The sequence below is a fragment of the Bacillus sp. FSL L8-0152 genome, from assembly GCF_038006365.1.
In the GTDB taxonomy this organism is placed as follows: Bacteria; Bacillota; Bacilli; order Bacillales; family Bacillaceae_G; genus Bacillus_A; species Bacillus_A cereus.
In genome coordinates this window covers 302501-322008 of sequence record NZ_JBBOVB010000001.1, presented here as the reverse complement: position 1 = coordinate 322008, position 19508 = coordinate 302501, and the positions used below count along the sequence as shown (strand labels likewise).

Here is a 19508-nt window from a genome sequence, read left to right as displayed (position 1 = left end):
CTGAATTTTCAGCGGGCTGTTTTTATACAAAGCAAGTCATCAATAAACTTGCTTAACGCTGCTGTTCTCACACTATCTTTCCGATAAATAAAATAAGTCGGAATAAACCTGTTTTCATGTACTAACGGTGTATGAATAAGTTCTTTATGGCTATCAAATTGCTCTGCTACTTCACGTGGTAACATAGACACCCCAAGTCCAGCTTTTACGCACCCAATAATACCGTCTAAAGAATTTAATTCCATTATTTTTTTTGGAACAATCCCTTCAGATAGTAACCATTCTTCTAAAACTTTTCTATAAAAACAACCTGATTGAAAAACGATAAAAGACTGCGATTCCGAATATCCGTTATCCCACAAAACATTCCGCTTTGAAAGTAACATCATTTCCTCTTGGAATACTTCTATCTTTTCTAAAGCTGGATCAGCTATACAATCAGCTACAAATGCCCCCTCTATTTCATATAAGAGTACCTTCTTCGTTAATTCTTCCGTATTGTGCGTTTGCAACATAATTTCCACTTCTGGATAGCGCATATGATAATTAGCTAAAATCGTGGGCATTCTAACAGCTGCTGCTGTTTCCATCGCTCCAATTTTCAATACTCCTCCAGGCTCCGCTGTATGTTTCACTTGCCTTTTTGATTCATTTAATAATTGAATCATTTTTTCAGCGTATGTTAACAACTTTTCTCCGGCTGGTGTTAATGTAACTCCATCTCGATGCCTATAAAATAATTGTGTTTCATATTCAGCTTCTAGCCGTTTTATTTTTGCTGTTATGTTTGATTGAACAAAATTCAACCGAATAGCTGCTCTTGAAATACTTTTCTCCTGCGCGACCATATAAAAAGCTACAAAATCTTGTAAGTTCATTCGTTCATATCCCTTCGTTCATATCATTAATTTTGATATTACATATAAAAAATCAGTATTTTACGCCCCATATATATTCCTCTATCATATATATTAGAAGATATTTCAAGAAGGGAGATTATATGAAAGAAACAAAAACATGGAAAATGATTATAGCTGGGATATGTTCTTTAATAGCTGTCATGGGTATTAGTCGGTTCGCCTACACACCGATTATTTCTTTTATGGAAAAGCAAGCCCATATAGAAGATGACCTCGCTGGATATTTAGCGTCCAGTAATTATCTTGGTTATTTACTTGGGGCATTCTTTATTGGATTCATTACGATAAAAAATCGTGAAAAAATATTACACCACTGTTTATTCTTCAATGTTCTTTCAACTCTTTGTATGGGCTTAACCTCTTATATCTTTTTATGGTTTCCCCTTCGCTTTATCGGTGGTTTCACAAGTGCAATTGTATTTGTTCTTGCCTCTAGTATTGTTTTAGATTATTTATTTCAAAGTAATAAAGTCATGCTAGGTGGCATGATTTATAGCGGTGTTGGAATTGGCATTATTTTCTCTGGAAGTTTCGCACCTTTATTCAACTCAATTTGGAATTGGCAAGGTGCATGGATTGGGTTAGGAATTATTAGTTTTAGTTTAGCTATCCTTGTATGGAAATGGTTAAGAGAGGACAGTAGACATACTATACAGCAACCAAAAAGTACTATACAAGCTACATCTCATAGAAAAAGCTATTTATTTTGGCTTATTTTAGCTTACGGATTCGAAGGATTTGGCTATATCATTACAGGGACCTTCCTTGTCACCATTGTAGAAAGAATTACACTATCACCCTTCTATGCATCTTGTAGCTGGATTATTGTCGGTATTGCTGTCATCCCATCTAGTTACCTTTGGTCCACTGTTGCTCGGAAGTACGGACCAACACGAGCTCTTACATCCGCCTATATGTTACAAATTATAAGTGTACTTTCTCCACTCCTTATTCCAAACCTTTTTGGGGCATTTCTAAGTGCATTCCTTCTAGGTGCTACATTCGTCGGAATTACAATTTTAACAACTACAGAAGCAAAACGAATAAGACCGAATGAAAGTAATAAAATCATTGGTTATACGACAGGTGTTTATGGGATTGGCCAAATTATCGGTCCAATCTTTACAGGTATTATTGCGGAGCAAATGCAAAGTTTTTCCCTCCCACTCCTTGTCGCTGCTCTTACGTTAATCATCTCAATACTGCTATTATTAATTGGAGAAATAAGATGTAAGCAGGTAGAGAAAAAGTGTATATAGATACAAATAGTTTATAATCTCTTGAAAAGATTCAACGTACTATACTCTATTTCCTATAAAAAAAGAAGCTAACATATGTTAGCTTCGCGTAATCTCATGCCCAATCGCACGATATCCTATATCACTACGATAAAATAAGCCATCGCTCTCAATCTTTGCGATTTCTTTATACACTCTATCTTTCGCTTCTTGTAAGTCTTTCGCTTTATAAGCAATAAATAGTACACGGCCACCATTTGTTACAAAATCCCCATGCTTCATCGCTGTACCTGAATGAAAGACAATAGCATCTTCTAAACGATCTAATCCTGTAATAATTTCACCTTTTTTATACGCTTCTGGATATCCTTTTGAAGCAAGTACAACACCAATTACTGCTTCCTCTGACCACTCTAACACTAACTCACTTTCATCTAATACAGCGTTACATACATCAACTAAATCATTTTCTAAGCGAGGTAATACAACTTCTGTTTCAGGATCACCAAAGCGTGCATTAAATTCAATTACCTTTGGACCATCATTTGTTAAAATAAGCCCTGCATATAAAATCCCTGTAAACGATCGATTTTCTTGGAGCATTGCTTGAGCAGTTGGATGTAATACGGTTTGAATCGCTTCTTGGACTGCTGATTCTGGAATTTGTGGTACTGGAGAATATGCACCCATTCCGCCTGTATTTGGGCCTTTATCAGCATCAAAAGCTCGTTTATGGTCCTGAGCGATTACCATCGGATGTACAGTTGTTCCATTTACAAATGCCATTAATGAAAATTCTTGTCCATCTAAAAACTCTTCAATAACAACCTTCTTACTTGCCGCGCCGAACTTCACATCTTGTAGCATTTCTTTCACAGCCTGTAATGCCTCTTCAAGCGTCATTGCTACCGTTACCCCTTTACCAGCAGCTAATCCGTCAGCTTTAATAACGATTGGTGCACCAACTTTTTGAATGTACTGTACTGCTTCTTCATAATCGGTAAAAGTTTCGTACGCCGCAGTTGGAATATCATACTTTTTCATAAGCTCTTTTGTAAAAGCTTTACTACCTTCAATAACAGCAGCCGCTTTATTCGGACCAAATACGCGAAGTCCCTCTTCTTTAAAACGATCAACAATTCCATTCATAAGTGGAATTTCTGGTCCAACGAAAGTTAACTCAATATTATTCTCTTTGGCAAATAAAACTAATGCATCAAAATCATTTTCATCAATATCAACTGGTATTGCAACATCTCGCATACCTTCATTACCTGGTGCTACATATACCTTTTTCACTTTTGCAGATTGTGCAAACTTCCAAGCTAAAGCATGCTCACGCCCACCGCGGCCAATTAGTAAAACATTCATATTTCATCCCCCAATAATTAAATAAGTACAAACTAGAAGCTATGCTCCTAGTTTGCTTTTTCATATCAATAAAAGGTTATCTTAACCAGACTTTTTAAACATCCATCTCAATAAAGGTTTAAAAAGGAGGATCAAGAGCACCGAGCAGGTCTAGGCGCATTTGCCAGGAGGACACGGAGTGTAGCTTTCCTACATGAGTACCGCACTGGCGATGCAACGACGACATGCGAAGGTTATCTTGACCGGACTTTTTAAACATCCTCTATTAGTGTTTGAAATGACGTACGCCAGTGAACACCATAGCAATCCCATACGTATCTGCCACTTTAATAGAATCTTCATCACGGATTGATCCGCCTGGTTGAATGATTGCTGTAATTCCCGCTTTTGCTGCTTCTTCTAATGTATCTGGCATTGGGAAGAAAGCATCAGATGCAAGCGCGCTACCTTGTGCTTTTTCACCAGCTTGTGTAATCGCGATTTTTGCAGAACCTACACGGTTCATCTGTCCCGCACCGACACCAATTGTCATGTCATCTTTCGCTAAAACAATTGCATTTGATTTCACATGTTTTACAACTTTCCAAGCTAGTTTTAAATCTTTCCATTCTTGCTCTGAAGGTTCACGTTTCGTTGGAATTGAAATTGTACTTTCATCTAATGATAACGTATCTTCCTCTTGAACGAGAAGTCCACCTTGTACAGAAGTTAGTTTTTTGCTTGCACTTGTCGCTTTTTCAATATTTATAGTTAATAAACGTAAGTTCTTCTTACTTTGCAACACTTCTAAAGCTTCTTGCGAGAACGAAGGTGCGATAACAATTTCTAAGAAAATTTCATGTAACTTTTCTGCTGTAGCTTTATCAATTTCACGATTTGCTGCAATAATACCGCCGAAGATTGATACTGGATCTGCTTCATAAGCACGAGTATATGCTTCGTGAATATTAGTTCCTACTCCAACACCACATGGATTCATATGTTTTACTGCTACTACTGCTGGTTCTGTAAATTCTTTTACGATGCTAAGCGCTGCGTCTGCATCATTAATATTGTTATACGATAATTCTTTACCGTGTAATTGTTCTGCGTATGCAACAGAAGAAGTTGCTGCGAATGGCGCTTTATAGAAAGTTGCTTTTTGATGTGGGTTCTCGCCATAACGTAAGTCTTGCTTTTTCTCAAATGTCACAGTTAATGTTTCTGGACTTTCTTCACCCATTTGCTCTGTTAAGTAGTTAGAAATTAACGCATCATACGCTGCTGTATGACGGAATACTTTCGCTGCTAGTTTACGTTTCGTTTCCTCTGCTACTTCACCGTTCTCTTTCAGTTCTGCTAACACAATATCATAATCTACTGGATCTACAATTACAGATACGAATTTATGATTTTTCGCAGCAGAGCGAATCATTGTCGGGCCACCGATATCAATATTTTCAATTGCATCAGCAAATGTTACATCAGGCTTAGCGATTGTTTCTTTAAATGGGTATAAGTTAACAACAACAAAATCAATTGCTTGAATACCTAATTCATTCATTTGCGCTACATGTGTTTCATTATCACGAACTGCTAATAGACCACCATGAATATTTGGATGTAAAGTTTTCACACGACCATCCATAATTTCAGGGAAACCAGTTACTTCAGAAATACCAATTACTTGTAAGCCGTTTTCTTCTAGTAACTTTTTCGTACCACCTGTTGAAATAACTTCAATCCCTTGCTCTAGTAACCCTTTAACAAATTCTACTACTCCTGTTTTATCTGAAACACTTACTAATGCACGCTTTTTCATTTATCCTTCACCCCTGGTTGTATGTTAGTTAACAGTTGCTTCTTTCACAGACTGAACAATTTGATTCACTGTATTTACGTATAATTTATGTTCAACTTGCTGAATTTTCTTTTGTAAGCTTTCTCTCGTATCCCCTTCAGAAACAACCACTGCTTCTTGCGCAATAATTGGCCCTGTATCCATACCTGCATCTACATAATGAATTGTTACTCCAGTTACTTTCACACCTGCTTCTAACGCTTGACCGACAGCATCTTTACCCGGAAAGCTCGGTAGTAATGATGGATGAATATTAATAATCTTTCCGCCGTATGCTTCTAGTAACGTCGGCCCGATTAAACGCATATATCCAGCTAAAATAATATAATCAATTTCATATTCTTCTAGCTTCTTTAATATCTCTTTTTCAAACGCTTCTTTAGACTCATATGCTTTCGCTGAAAAAGCGAAACACGGAATATGATGATAATGCGCTCGCCCAACAGCACGTGCTTCTGGTTTATCACATACTAATAAACTAATTTCTGCATCCAATCTTTTTTCTTCTACCGCATTAACGAGAGATTGAAAGTTAGATCCACTTCCAGAAGCAAAAACTGCTAATCTACTCATAGTGCTTTGCCCCCATTAAAAGTAACGCCAGCTCCTTGTACAGTACGTCCAATAATACGAGCCGTTTCTCCTTGCTCTTCAAGAAGACGGACAACATCTTTTGCATCTTCTTCCTTCACTGCTACTACCATACCAATACCCATGTTAAAAATATTGAACATTTCTTTCTCTTCCAGTTTCCCAACTTCTTGAAGTAAATGGAAGATCGGCTGAATTTTCCAAGATCCTAGTTCAATCTCAGCACCAATTCCTTCTGGCAACATACGTGGGATATTTTCAATAAATCCGCCCCCTGTAATATGCGCCATACCGTATACTTCATGCTTCTTCAATAGTTCTAAAATAGGTTTGACATAAATTTTCGTTGGTTTTAATAATTCTTCACCAAGAGGTAGTTCTAAGCGTCCATAAATACGCTCTAAAGATAGTTCTCCATCTTCTAGTAACACTTTTCGTACTAAAGAGTAACCATTGCTATGAATACCGCTAGATGCTAAGCCAATTAGCACGTGACCAGCTTCAATCTTTTCACCTGTTACAATTTTCTTTTTATCAACAATCCCAACTGTAAAACCAGCTAAATCATATTCTTCCGTAGAATACATTCCTGGCATTTCAGCTGTTTCTCCACCGATTAATGCACAACCAGCTTGGCGACAGCCCTCTGATATACCTTTGACGATGTTTTCAATTTTACTAGGTTCAGCTTTACCACAAGCAATATAATCAAGGAAGAAAAGCGGCTCTGCTCCTTGGACAACAATATCATTTACACACATTGCTACTGCATCAATACCAATTGTGTCATGTTTATCTGCCATAAAAGCGAGCATCAATTTTGTTCCCACGCCATCTGTTCCAGATACTAATACAGGTTCTTCTAATGCAAATTTTGATAGATCAAACATACCTCCAAAACCGCCTAAACCGCCTAGTACTTCTTTTCTCATAGTTGTTTGTACGTGTTTTTTCATGCGAGATACCGCTTCATATCCAGCTTCAATATCTACTCCTGCTTGCTTATATGCATTCGCCATCGTTATTTACACCTCGTCTTTTAATTTCTCCCCATCCAGGGCGGGCCGTTTTAAGAAAAAAGCTAGCTTCTACAGCAAAAGAAGTAGAAGCTTTTTTCACTTTTCTTATTTCATACTTTCTAAAAGCTCTTGCTCATAATCATAAAGAGCTGTTGGATAGTCCCCATTAAAGTAAGCCATGCATAGGCCGCCATATTTCCCTTCATATGGACGTCCAATTGCATCTACTAATCCATCTTCGCTTAAAAATGTTAAAGAATCTGCTCCGATCATTTCGCGGATTTCTTCTACTGTATTATTTGCTGCAATTAATTCTTTTCTCGTTTGAATATCAATGCCATAGAAACATGGATATTTCAGAGGTGGTGAAGCAATTCTTACATGAACTTCTGTCGCTCCAGCCTCACGAAGCATACGAACAATTCGTTTACTTGTCGTTCCTCTTACGATAGAGTCATCAATCATAACAACTCGTTTCCCCTCAACCACACCTCTTACTGCGGAAAGCTTCATCTTAACCCCTTGCTCACGCAGTTCTTGAGAAGGCTGGATAAAAGTACGTCCAACGTAACGATTTTTAATTAATCCTAATTCATACGGAATGCCTGTTGCCTCCGCATAGCCAATCGCAGCTGAGATACTAGAGTCTGGTACACCAGTAACAACATCCGCTTCAATAGGAGCTTCCGCTGCTAAACGTTTTCCCATATTTTTACGCGCTGCATGAACGTTAACACCAGCAATATTAGAATCTGGTCGTGCAAAGTAAATATATTCCATACTACAAATCGCATGTTCTACATCGTTTGTGAAACGATCTACGTGAATTCCTTCATCATTAATGATAAGTAATTCACCAGGTTCTACATCGCGAATGTATGTTGCACCTACTACATCAAAAGCACATGTTTCAGATGCTACAACGTAAGCATCCCCCATCTTTCCAATTGAAAGCGGACGGAATCCATTTGGATCTAACGCAACGATCATTTCATTTCCAGTTAGTAAAAGATACGCAAAAGCACCTTTCACTTTATTTAGAGCCTCTTTTACACTTTCAATTAAAGAGTCTTTCGTACTACGTTTAATAAGATGTAAAAGTACTTCTGTATCTGAACTAGTTTGAAAAATACTTCCCTCTGCTTCTAATTCACGACGAAGCATTTTTGCGTTAATTAAATTTCCGTTATGAGCTAACGCCATACTATGATCGGAAAAACGGAACAACAATGGTTGAACGTTAGCAACTTCACTTCCACCAGCTGTTGCATATCGTACATGTCCGATTGCTGATTTTCCATTTAATCCTTCTAACTCACCTCTTGAAAACACTTCTGATATTAAACCTAACCCCTTGTGACCGACGATTTTTTCCCCATTATTTACGACAATGCCTGCGCCTTCTTGCCCACGGTGCTGTAAACTGTGCAATCCGTAGTATGAAACTTGTGCTGCATTTTCATGCCCCCAAATTCCGAAAACGCCACATTCTTCGTTTAACCCCTTTATTTCAGCAAGCATGGGATTGCCCCTTTCCAAGCCTTTCTCATTTCATCTACATTTGCTGTAAGTAATACTTCATTTTCTTCATTATGAATTGTTACTTCATTTGTACTTGTTACTTCTCCAACTTGGATTGCTTCTACCGCTTTCTCAAACGCCTCTTTATTTTCACGTTTTACAGTTATCACGAAGCGAGACTGTGATTCAGCGAATAATGCTGCTGTTGCTTCTCCATCTAATTTCACAGTAGCACCTAAGCCGTTAGCACCAATTGCACTTTCTGAAATTGCAACTGCTAAACCACCCTCAGCAACATCATGTGCAGATTGAACAAGACCAGCTTGAATTGCTTCTAATACTTGTTTTTGGCGTTTTAATTCTACATCTAGATCGATACTTGGTGATTGACCGAAAATTTTTCCGTGAATCATTTTCTGTAATTCACTTCCGCCAAACTCAGCTTTCGTCTCACCGATTATATAAACTAAATCACCAGCTTGCTTAAACTCTTGTGTTGTTACATGTTTTAAGTCATGTACAAGTCCGACCATCCCAACAGTTGGTGTTGGATATACAGCTTCGCCACTACGTTCGTTATACATCGATACGTTTCCGCCGATAACTGGTGTTTGTAATGTGCGACAAGCTTCACTCATACCGTCTACTGATTTCTCAATTTGCCAGAAGATTTCTGGTTTTTCTGGGTTACCGAAGTTTAAGCAATCTGTAATTGCAAGTGGCTCACCGCCAGAGCATACAATATTACGCGCTGCCTCTGCTACTGCAATTTTACCGCCCATTTCTGGATCTAGATAAATGTAGCGAGAATTACAATCTGTCGTCATTGCTAATCCTTTTTCTGTACCGCGTACACGTACAACTGCTGCATCTGAACCTGGTGTAACCACTGTGCTTGTACGAACTTGATAATCGTATTGATCGTATACCCACTCTTTACTTGCAATTGTTGGTTGCTGTAATAGAGCGAATAACGCTTCTTTATAATTTTCTACTTTTGGCGTTTCCATTTTCATTGCTTGGAATTCAGCAAAGTATGCTGCTTCTTTTGATGGTTTATGATAAATTGGTGCTTCTTCTGCTAAAGCATCTGCTGGAACTTCAGCTACCTTTTCACCTTTATGGAATAAACGAAGCATTTTATCTTCCGTTACTTTCCCCATCGTAACCGCTGCGAGACCATACTTCTCAAATAAATCTACTATTTCTTGTTCTCTACCTTTTTTCACAACAATTAACATACGCTCTTGTGATTCAGACAGCATCATTTCATATGGTGTCATTCCTGTTTCACGTTGTGGTACATCATCTAAGTACATTTCAATACCCATTCCTGCTTTACTTGCCATTTCTGCAGATGATGATGTTAAACCAGCCGCACCCATATCTTGAATTCCAACAAGTGCATCAGATTGAATTAATTCTAAACACGCTTCAATAAGAAGTTTTTCCATAAATGGATCCCCTACTTGAACCGCTGGACGTTTCGCTTCTGAGCTTTCAGATAGTTCTTCCGACGCGAATGTTGCACCGTGAATACCGTCACGACCAGTTGATGCTCCTACGTACATTACTGTGTTACCAGCACCGTGCGCTTGCCCTTTTTTAATGTCTTCGTGGTTAATCAAACCTACGCACATTGCATTTACAAGTGGATTTCCTTCGTAACATGGATCAAATTGTACTTCGCCGCCAACAGTCGGAATACCGATGCAGTTACCGTATCCTGCAATTCCTGCTACTACTTCTTCGAATAAATATTTCACACGTGGTGACTGTAATTCACCGAAACGAAGTGAGTTTAATAGAGCTACCGGACGTGCTCCCATAGAGAATACGTCACGAATAATACCACCAACACCTGTTGCTGCTCCTTGATATGGTTCAATAGCTGAAGGATGGTTATGACTTTCCATTTTAAATACAACTGCTTGATTATCACCGATATCTACAATTCCAGCGCCTTCTCCAGGTCCTTGCAGAACGCGCTCACCTGTCGTTGGAAACTTACGAAGAACTGGTTTTGAATTTTTATAACTACAATGTTCAGACCACATTACAGAGAACAATCCTGTTTCTGTATAATTTGGCAGACGACCTAAAATCTTTTCAACCATGGCAAACTCTTCGTCTGTTAGCCCCATTTCCGCATATATACGCTCTTCTTTAATTTGTGTTGGATTTGGTTCAAGCATTAACGACATATGTTTCCCTCCACTGTTTTAAGATAGATTGAAAGACTTTTAACCCTTCAGCACCGCCAAGTAATTCATCTACAGCACGCTCTGGATGTGGCATCATACCAAGTACATTTCCTTTTTCGTTTACAATACCAGCAATATCTGAAACGCTACCGTTAGGATTTTCTACGTAACGGAATGCGATTTGATTATTCTCTTCTAATTGTTTAAGAGTCTCTTCGTCACAATAGTAATTCCCCTCACCATGAGCGATTGGAATATTGATTACTTCATTTTTTTCATATTGTGATGTAAACATCGTTTCATTATTTTCAACACGCAACTGAACAGTACGACACATAAATTTTAAGTTTTCGTTTCTCATTAATGCTCCTGGTAGTAATCCTGATTCAACAAGAATCTGGAATCCATTACATACACCTAAAATCGGCTTTCCTTGCTCAGCAGCTTTTTGTACTGCTTTCATTGCATTAGCAAAGCGAGAAATAGCACCGCAGCGTAAGTAGTCACCGTAAGAGAATCCACCTGGTAGTAAAATTGCATCATATTCATCTAAATTCTCTGTATCGTGCCAAACGTAATCTACTTCTTCGCCAAGCTCATCTTTAATTGCATGGAACATATCGACATCACAGTTCGAACCTGGAAATACTATTACGGCAAATTTCACTGTGCGACAACCTCCTCAACTTCATAACGGAAGTCTTCCATTACAACGTTCGCTAATAGTTTTTCACACATTTCTTTTACCTTGCTATCTAAGTCAGATACAGATTTATCAATTGTTAGTTCCATGTACTTTCCGATTCGAACGTCTTGTACTTCTGTGAATGAAAGACTATGAAGAGCTCCTTTTACCGCTGTTCCTTGTGGATCTAATACGCTTTCTCTTAATGTTACATATACCTTAACTTTATACATGTGAAATTCCCCCTAAACGTTTTAAAATCTCTTCATAAGCATCTGTTAAATTTCCAAGATCGCGACGGAATACGTCTTTATCAAACTTCTCATTGCTCGTTTCATCCCATAAACGGCAAGTATCTGGTGAAATTTCATCCGCTAATATGATTTCTCCCTCTTCCGTTACACCAAACTCTAATTTGAAATCTACTAATCTTACACGACAGCTTGCGAAATGATCAATCAACACTTGATTGATTTGTAGAGCCATATCTCGTAATACGCTTACTTGCTCTGGCGATGCAACGTTTAATACACGAATATGATCTTCCGTTACAAGCGGATCTCCTAAATTATCATCTTTGAAGTAAAATTCTACGATTGGTTCTGCAAGTACAGTTCCCTCTTCCATTCCTAATCGTTTTGAAAGACTTCCTGCAATTACATTTCTTGTGACAACTTCTAAAGGAATAATACTCACTTTTTTAACAAGTTGTTCTGTTTCAGATAACTTCTCAACAAAATGTGTTTTAATTCCTACTTCTTGTAACTTTCTGAACAATAAAGTTGTAATCTCATTGTTCAAACGACCTTTTCCTGTAATCGTCTCTTTTTTCTCCCCATTGAAAGCAGTCGCACTATCTTTGTACTCTACCCAAACCATATCTGCTGATTCTGTACGATAAATTCTTTTTGCCTTACCTTCATACAGCAATTCTAGCTTTTGCATTTCGCAAGCCCCCTGTAGTTTGAAAAATGTGAATAATTTTTTTATAAAGAATGGCACAGAATGACTCTATTCTGTGCCATATGAAATTTTACGCTTCGTTTAATCCAAGGCGTTCAAAGATTGTATCAACGTGTTGCATATGATGCTCATAGTTGAAGCATTCATTAATTTCTTCTTGTGTTAACTTACTTGTAATACGCTCATCAGCTTCTACAAGCTCTTTAAATTGTACTTGTGTTTCCCAAGCTTCCATCGCTTTAGGCTGTACGATATCATAAGCTTCTTCACGTACCATACCTTTGTCGATTAGTGTAAGCATTACGCGCTGAGAATAAATTAAGCCGTATGTTCTTGTCATATTGCGTTTCATATTCTCTGGGTATACAGTTAAGTTTTTAACGATATTACCAAAGCGATTTAACATGTAATTTAATGCGATTGTAGCATCTGGTAAAATTACGCGTTCTGCTGAAGAGTGAGAAATGTCACGCTCATGCCACAATGGAACATTCTCATAAGCTGTCATCATATAACCGCGGATAACACGAGCTAAACCAGTCATATTTTCAGATCCAATTGGATTACGCTTATGTGGCATTGCAGAAGAACCTTTTTGGCCTTTTGCGAAAGCTTCTTCAACTTCACGTGTTTCACTCTTTTGTAAGCCACGAATCTCAACTGCCATCTTTTCGATAGATGTTGCGATTAATGCAAGTGTTGACATGTAGTGTGCGTGACGATCACGTTGCAATGTTTGTGTTGAAATTGGTGCTGCTTCTAATCCTAGATTTTCACAAACATATTTTTCTACGAATGGATCGATATTTGCATATGTACCAACCGCACCAGATAGTTTACCAACACGAACTGTATCAGCAGCTTGTTTGAAACGCTCTACGTTACGTTTCATCTCTTCATACCAAAGACCAAGTTTTAAACCGAATGTTGTTGGTTCTGCATGAACACCGTGTGTTCTTCCCATCATGATTGTGTATTTATGCTCTTTCGCTTTGTTAGCTAAAATGCTTACAAAGTTCTCTAAGTCTTTTAATATAATTTCATTCGCTTGTTTTAAGATGTAAGATAATGCTGTATCTACTACATCTGTAGATGTTAAACCGTAATGAACCCATTTACGTTCTTCGCCTAGTGCTGGCGTTTCTGATACAGCACGAGTGAATGCAACTACGTCATGACGTGTTTCTTTTTCAATTTCATAAATACGATCAATATCAAATGATGCATGTTCACGAATTTTTTTAACATCTTCTTTTGGAATATCGCCAAGCTCAGCCCATGCTTCACAAGCTAAAATCTCAACTTCTAACCACGCTTTAAATTTGTTCTCTTCCGTCCAAATCGCACCCATTTCAGGGCGTGTATAACGACTAATCATCTTTTTCCCTCCAACAGTTGTTCTTGATGGTCCCAAATATGCAAACTCTTCGCTTTTTCTAGAGCGACTTCAATATTATCATTTAAAATATTAACATGCCCCATTTTTCGCTGTGCTTTTGCTTCTTCTTTTCCATACAAGTGTAAATAGCACCCGGTTAATCTATTCACTTGTCTTAGGACCCCTTCTATATGTTCGCCTAAAATGTTTACCATGACAACTGGTTTTAACAAATTTGTTTCTCCTAGAGGTAAATTACAGATTGCTCGAATATGTTGACCAAATTGGCTCGTTTCACATGCATCCTGTGTATAGTGTCCTGAATTGTGAGGTCTTGGTGCTAATTCATTAATGTAAATCTCACCATTAGCTGTAGCAAACATCTCTACAGCTAGTGTTCCCACAAGTTTTAATTCATCCGCAAGTACCTTTGCATAAGCAATTGCTTTGTGAGAAAGCTCTTCTGTAATACGAGCTGGAACGATAGATTCATGCAAAATGTTATTTACATGAATATTTTCCGCTACCGGAAATACTTTCGTTTCACCACTTACACTACGAATCACAATAACGGATATTTCTTTTTCAAAAGGCACCCATTTCTCTAAAATACACTCTGCTTTATCCACAAGATCTCTTGCTGTCTCAACATCAGCCTCACTTCTTAAAACAACTTGCCCTTTCCCATCATATCCACCTGTCGTCGTTTTTAAGACGGAAGGGAATGATAACTCAGCAATTGCTTCTGTAAGCTGATCTTGATTTTGAACTAATCTATACGTTGCTACTGGTAACCCAGCCTTCTCAATTGCATTCTTTTCTGTAAAACGATTTTGCGTTTTATTTAACAACTGACTACCTTGTGGCAAGTAAGCATGTTTTTCAAGCCATTGTAAACATCTATAATCAATATTCTCAAATTCATATGTGACAACATCACTTATCTCTGCTAAATGCTGAATTGCCTTTAAATCGTCATACGGTGCAACAATTTCAATATCAGCAACTTGTGCACATGGTGAATGCTTTGTAGGATCTAAAACAGCAATTTTATATCCCATCTCCTTGGCTGCCAATGCCATCATTCTTCCTAGCTGGCCGCCTCCAATAATGCCGATTGTTTTTCCAGGTAAAATGATTCTCTTCATACTAGCTCACTACCTTCACGCACATCTTTTTCAATCGCTTCTCGTCTCAATTCTAATGCATCATGTATATCATCATGGAATGATCCAAGTATTTGTGCAGCAAGTAATCCAGCATTCGTTGAACCGGCTTTACCAATTGCAACAGTTGCAACTGGAACACCTCCTGGCATTTGGACGATGGATAATAATGAATCTAAGCCGTTTAATGCTTTTGATTGAACTGGAACTCCAATTACAGGAAGATTTGTCTTCGCTGCAACCATTCCTGGTAAATGTGCTGCTCCACCAGCTCCAGCAATAATAACTTTCAATCCACGTTCACGAGCCGTCTCTGCATATTCAAACATATAATCCGGAGTCCGATGAGCGGATACAACTTTTTTCTCATACGGTATATTTAATTCATCTAAAATGTCACAAGCATATTTCATTGTTTCCCAGTCTGATGTACTTCCCATTATGACTCCAACTAGTGATTTCATATTAGAATCCCCCCGATTCAAATAAAAAAAGCCTGAAATAGAACAGTTTCTCTTTTACTATGAGAGAAAGCGCTCTACTCAGGCATACGTATCCCTTGTGAATAGAAAAATACCGAGTGACTTTCCCTCATAGTCTAACGAATAACGGTCGTTAGGTAGAGACTTGCAGGCCATATCCCCGCGATTATATGAGGTCTTATATTATTGTTTCTATGGCTATATTAACAATATTTCATAAACGATGTCAATAAATAATCGAATGTTTTTTTATTAGTAGTCAATAACGTTCGTGTTTTAGTTATATTCAAAACAAGAATTGCAACTATATGCAAGAAGAAAAGGGAATTAGAATATATATTTCTAGAGATCTATTTACTTATAATCGTTTATATAGTACTTCAGTATGTTTTAAATCACAATATGTACAATCTTGTATTCTACACATCAATAGAACTTTTATTATAACGATTTAATTTCTAAGGAGGATAAACATGAAAGAAAGAACTACGCTATTATCCTATTTATTTTTTCTATCGCAGTAATTGTTGTAATTATTGAATACTTATTTATAGCATCTCATTATTTAAAATATATACTTATGATAGAAATAATGTGTCCTATTTTAAGTATTACTTTAGCGGCATTAGGAAAATCAGAAACACAAAAAATCATTGCTATTATTTTAAACAGTCTCTATTTCATTCTTTTTTCGTCTTTAGCGTTTTTAAATTTATGGATTATAACATCCGGTAAATAAAAATAAACACAAAAAAACCTAAGTCGAAACGACTTAGGTTTTTGCTTGGCGACGTCCTACTCTCACAGGGACAAGGTCCCAACTACCATCGGCGCTAGAGAGCTTAACTTCCGTGTTCGGTATGGGAACGGGTGTGACCTCTCTGCCATCATCACCAAACTATGAAGGCATATTCCTTCAAAACTAGATAACATTGCTACATATTATATGGTTAAGTCCTCGATCTATTAGTATTCGTCAGCTCCACATGTCACCATGCTTCCACCTCGAACCTATCAACCTGATCATCTTTCAGGGATCTTACTAGCTTACGCTATGGGAAATCTCATCTTGAGGGGGGCTTCATGCTTAGATGCTTTCAGCACTTATCCCTTCCGCACATAGCTACCCAGCTATGCCCTTGGCAGAACAACTGGTACACCAGCGGTGCGTCCATCCCGGTCCTCTCGTACTAAGGACAGCTCCTCTCAAATTTCCTACGCCCACGACGGATAGGGACCGAACTGTCTCACGACGTTCTGAACCCAGCTCGCGTACCGCTTTAATGGGCGAACAGCCCAACCCTTGGGACCGACTACAGCCCCAGGATGCGATGAGCCGACATCGAGGTGCCAAACCTCCCCGTCGATGTGGACTCTTGGGGGAGATAAGCCTGTTATCCCCGGGGTAGCTTTTATCCGTTGAGCGATGGCCCTTCCATGCGGAACCACCGGATCACTAAGCCCGACTTTCGTCCCTGCTCGACTTGTAGGTCTCGCAGTCAAGCTCCCTTATGCCTTTGCACTCTACGAATGATTTCCAACCATTCTGAGGGAACCTTTGGGCGCCTCCGTTACACTTTAGGAGGCGACCGCCCCAGTCAAACTGCCCACCTGACACTGTCTCCCGGGTCGATAAGACCCGTAGGTTAGAATTTCAATACAGTCAGGGCGGTATCCCACCAGCGCCTCCACCGAAGCTAGCGCTCCGGTTTCAATGGCTCCCGCCTATCCTGTACAAACTGTACCAAAATTCAATATCAGGCTACAGTAAAGCTCCACGGGGTCTTTCCGTCCTGTCGCGGGTAACCTGCATCTTCACAGGTACTATAATTTCACCGAGTCTCTGGTTGAGACAGTGCCCAAATCGTTACACCTTTCGTGCGGGTCGGAACTTACCCGACAAGGAATTTCGCTACCTTAGGACCGTTATAGTTACGGCCGCCGTTTACTGGGGCTTCAGTTCAGAGCTTCGCTTACGCTAACCCCTCTCCTTAACCTTCCAGCACCGGGCAGGTGTCACCCCCTATACTTCGCCTTACGGCTTCGCAGAGAGCTGTGTTTTTGCTAAACAGTCGCTTGGGCCTATTCACTGCGGCTTTCCGTTAAGAAAGCACCCCTTCTCCCGAAGTTACGGGGTCATTTTGCCGAGTTCCTTAACCAGAGTTCTCTCGCACACCTTAGGATTCTCTCCTCGCCTACCTGTGTCGGTTTGCGGTACAGGCACCTTTTATCTCGCTAGAAGCTTTTCTTGGCAGCGGGGAATCAAAGACTTCGCTCCATAAGGAGCTTCCCCATCACAGCTCAGCCTTCACGATAAGCGGATTTGCCTACTTATCAGCCTAACTGCTTGGACGTGCACAACCAATCGCACGCTTCTTCTATCCTTCTGCGTCCCTCCATTGCTCAAACGATAAAGAGGTGGTACAGGAATATCAACCTGTTGTCCATCGCCTACGCCTGTCGGCCTCGGCTTAGGTCCTGACTAACCCTGAGCGGACGAGCCTTCCTCAGGAAACCTTAGGCATTCGGTGGACGGGATTCTCACCCGTCTTTCGCTACTCATACCGGCATTCTCACTTCTAAGCGCTCCACCAGTCCTTCCGGTCTGACTTCACTGCACTTAGAACGCTCCCCTACCACTGATACCATTGGTATCAATTCGCAGCTTCGGTGGTGTATTTAGCCCCGGTACATTTTCGGCGCAGAGTCACTCGACTAGTGAGCTATTACGCACTCTTTAAATGGTGGCTGCTTCTAAGCCAACATCCTAGTTGTCTAAGCAACTCCACATCCTTTTCCACTTAATACACACTTTGGGACCTTAGCTGGCGATCTGGGCTGTTTCCCTCTTGACTACGGATCTTATCACTCGCAGTCTGACTCCTAAGGATAAGTCATTGGCATTCGGAGTTTGACTGAATTCGGTAATCCGATGAGGACCCCTAGTTCAATCAGTGCTCTACCTCCAAGACTCTTACACTTAAGGCTAGCCCTAAAGCTATTTCGGGGAGAACCAGCTATCTCCAGGTTCGATTGGAATTTCTCCGCTACCCACACCTCATCCCCGCACTTTTCAACGTGCGTGGGTTCGGGCCTCCATTCAGTGTTACCTGAACTTCACCCTGGACATGGGTAGATCACCTGGTTTCGGGTCTACGACCACGTACTAAACGCCCTATTCAGACTCGCTTTCGCTGCGGCTCCGCCTCTTCAGCTTAACCTTGCACGGGATCGTAACTCGCCGGTTCATTCTACAAAAGGCACGCCATCACCCATTAACGGGCTCTGACTATTTGTAGGCACACGGTTTCAGGATCTCTTTCACTCCCCTTCCGGGGTGCTTTTCACCTTTCCCTCACGGTACTGGTTCACTATCGATCACTAGGGAGTATTTAGCCTTGGGAGATGGTCCTCCCAGATTCCGACGGAATTTCACGTGTTCCGCCGTACTCAGGATACATTCAAGAGAGAACGAAGTTTCGACTACGGGGTTGTTACCCTCTACGACGGACCTTTCCAGGTCGCTTCGTCTACCTCGTTCCTTTGTAACTCCGTATAGAATGTCCTACAACCCCAAGAGGCAAGCCTCTTGGTTTGGGCTATGTTCCGTTTCGCTCGCCGCTACTCAGGAAATCGCATTTGCTTTCTCTTCCTCCAGGTACTTAGATGTTTCAGTTCCCTGGGTCTGTCTTCCATACCCTATGTATTCAGGTAAGGATACCATACCATTACGTATAGTGGGTTTCCCCATTCGGAAATCTTCGGATCAAAGCTTACTTACAGCTCCCCGAAGCATATCGGCGTTAGTCCCGTCCTTCATCGACTCCTAGTGTCAAGGCATCCACCGTGCGCCCTTTCTAACTTAACCAAACTAAAAATTAAAAAATATGAGCTACACTGTTATCTAGTTTTCAAAGAACATACATTTATATATGAGAGATAGTTCTCTCAAAACTGAACAAAACGAAACACGGAAACTTATATTGATGAACAGCGTTCATCAATTCTCCATAGAAAGGAGGTGATCCAGCCGCACCTTCCGATACGGCTACCTTGTTACGACTTCACCCCAATCATCTGTCCCACCTTAGGCGGCTGGCTCCAAAAAGGTTACCCCACCGACTTCGGGT

Annotated in this window: 14 protein-coding genes, 3 rRNA genes, 1 pseudogene and 1 riboswitch (1 of these 19 cut by a window edge); of the genes and pseudogenes, 2 read left to right on the top strand and 16 right to left on the bottom strand. The window is 39.8% G+C overall.

Features of this window, described 5'->3' with window-relative positions; all coding sequences use genetic code 11:
• Positions 1-8 precede the first annotated feature (8 nt).
• Positions 9-878 (bottom strand): LysR family transcriptional regulator, encoded by an 870-nt coding sequence (locus MHH27_RS01745; protein WP_001053120.1) that lies wholly within the window; start codon positions 876-878, stop codon positions 9-11.
• A gap of 122 nt (positions 879-1000) precedes the next feature.
• Between MHH27_RS01745 and MHH27_RS01740 the strand changes: the two genes are divergently transcribed.
• Positions 1001-2179: a YbfB/YjiJ family MFS transporter gene (locus tag MHH27_RS01740; protein ID WP_000665321.1), complete on the top strand. Its 1179-nt coding sequence runs from the start codon at positions 1001-1003 to the stop codon at positions 2177-2179.
• A gap of 78 nt (positions 2180-2257) precedes the next feature.
• On the opposite strand, the gene purD is transcribed toward MHH27_RS01740, so the two are convergent.
• The 12 genes from purD to purE form a co-directional block, all read right to left on the bottom strand.
• On the bottom strand, positions 2258-3529 hold the full coding sequence (gene purD / locus MHH27_RS01735; RefSeq protein ID WP_001101737.1) for a phosphoribosylamine--glycine ligase: 1272 nt from the start codon (positions 3527-3529) through the stop codon (positions 2258-2260).
• A gap of 265 nt (positions 3530-3794) precedes the next feature.
• Positions 3795-5330 (bottom strand): bifunctional phosphoribosylaminoimidazolecarboxamide formyltransferase/IMP cyclohydrolase, encoded by a 1536-nt coding sequence (purH, locus tag MHH27_RS01730; RefSeq protein ID WP_000745406.1) that lies wholly within the window; start codon positions 5328-5330, stop codon positions 3795-3797.
• Positions 5331-5354: 24 nt separating this feature from the next.
• Entirely contained in the window at positions 5355-5942 is a 588-nt protein-coding gene (gene purN / locus MHH27_RS01725) for a phosphoribosylglycinamide formyltransferase (RefSeq protein ID WP_000088577.1), read from the bottom strand.
• Complete coding sequence (purM, locus tag MHH27_RS01720) at positions 5939-6979, bottom strand: phosphoribosylformylglycinamidine cyclo-ligase (protein ID WP_001262442.1); 1041 nt, start codon at positions 6977-6979, stop codon at positions 5939-5941. The genes purN and purM overlap by 4 nt, the downstream gene beginning before the upstream one ends.
• A 105-nt stretch (positions 6980-7084) precedes the next feature.
• Positions 7085-8500, bottom strand: coding sequence for an amidophosphoribosyltransferase (gene purF, locus MHH27_RS01715; protein WP_000879026.1), 1416 nt, complete (start codon positions 8498-8500; stop codon positions 7085-7087).
• Entirely contained in the window at positions 8485-10704 is a 2220-nt protein-coding gene (purL, locus tag MHH27_RS01710) for a phosphoribosylformylglycinamidine synthase II (RefSeq protein ID WP_000055560.1), read from the bottom strand. Before purL ends, purF begins: the two co-directional genes overlap by 16 nt.
• Positions 10688-11371, bottom strand: a complete 684-nt coding sequence (gene purQ / locus MHH27_RS01705; protein ID WP_000666784.1) for a phosphoribosylformylglycinamidine synthase subunit PurQ — start codon at positions 11369-11371, stop codon at positions 10688-10690. Before purQ ends, purL begins: the two co-directional genes overlap by 17 nt.
• Positions 11368-11622 (bottom strand): phosphoribosylformylglycinamidine synthase subunit PurS, encoded by a 255-nt coding sequence (gene purS / locus MHH27_RS01700; protein WP_000278823.1) that lies wholly within the window; start codon positions 11620-11622, stop codon positions 11368-11370. Before purS ends, purQ begins: the two co-directional genes overlap by 4 nt.
• Positions 11615-12334, bottom strand: coding sequence for a phosphoribosylaminoimidazolesuccinocarboxamide synthase (gene purC, locus MHH27_RS01695; protein WP_001170549.1), 720 nt, complete (start codon positions 12332-12334; stop codon positions 11615-11617). The genes purS and purC overlap by 8 nt, the downstream gene beginning before the upstream one ends.
• An 88-nt stretch (positions 12335-12422) precedes the next feature.
• Positions 12423-13730, bottom strand: a complete 1308-nt coding sequence (gene purB, locus MHH27_RS01690; RefSeq protein WP_000625682.1) for an adenylosuccinate lyase — start codon at positions 13728-13730, stop codon at positions 12423-12425.
• Positions 13727-14878 (bottom strand): 5-(carboxyamino)imidazole ribonucleotide synthase, encoded by a 1152-nt coding sequence (gene purK / locus MHH27_RS01685; protein WP_098251200.1) that lies wholly within the window; start codon positions 14876-14878, stop codon positions 13727-13729. The genes purB and purK overlap by 4 nt, the downstream gene beginning before the upstream one ends.
• Complete coding sequence (purE, locus tag MHH27_RS01680; RefSeq protein WP_000839367.1) at positions 14875-15360, bottom strand: 5-(carboxyamino)imidazole ribonucleotide mutase; 486 nt, start codon at positions 15358-15360, stop codon at positions 14875-14877. Before purE ends, purK begins: the two co-directional genes overlap by 4 nt.
• Before the next feature lie 110 nt (positions 15361-15470).
• A riboswitch (purine riboswitch) is annotated at positions 15471-15572 on the bottom strand.
• Positions 15573-15851: 279 nt separating this feature from the next.
• Here purE and MHH27_RS01675 point away from each other — a divergent pair.
• A pseudogene (locus MHH27_RS01675) lies at positions 15852-16117 on the top strand (hypothetical protein).
• 43 nt (positions 16118-16160) lie between these two features.
• On the opposite strand, the gene rrf reads toward MHH27_RS01675, so the two are convergent.
• The 3 genes from rrf to MHH27_RS01660 all read right to left on the bottom strand — a co-directional run.
• Positions 16161-16276: ribosomal RNA gene (gene rrf, locus MHH27_RS01670) — 5S ribosomal RNA — on the bottom strand.
• Positions 16277-16324: 48 nt separating this feature from the next.
• A 23S ribosomal RNA gene (locus MHH27_RS01665) occupies positions 16325-19246 on the bottom strand.
• 146 nt (positions 19247-19392) lie between these two features.
• Positions 19393-19508, bottom strand: a 16S ribosomal RNA gene (locus MHH27_RS01660) (it continues 1436 nt past the right edge of the window).
• The 16S, 23S and 5S rRNA genes sit together here, the layout of an rRNA operon.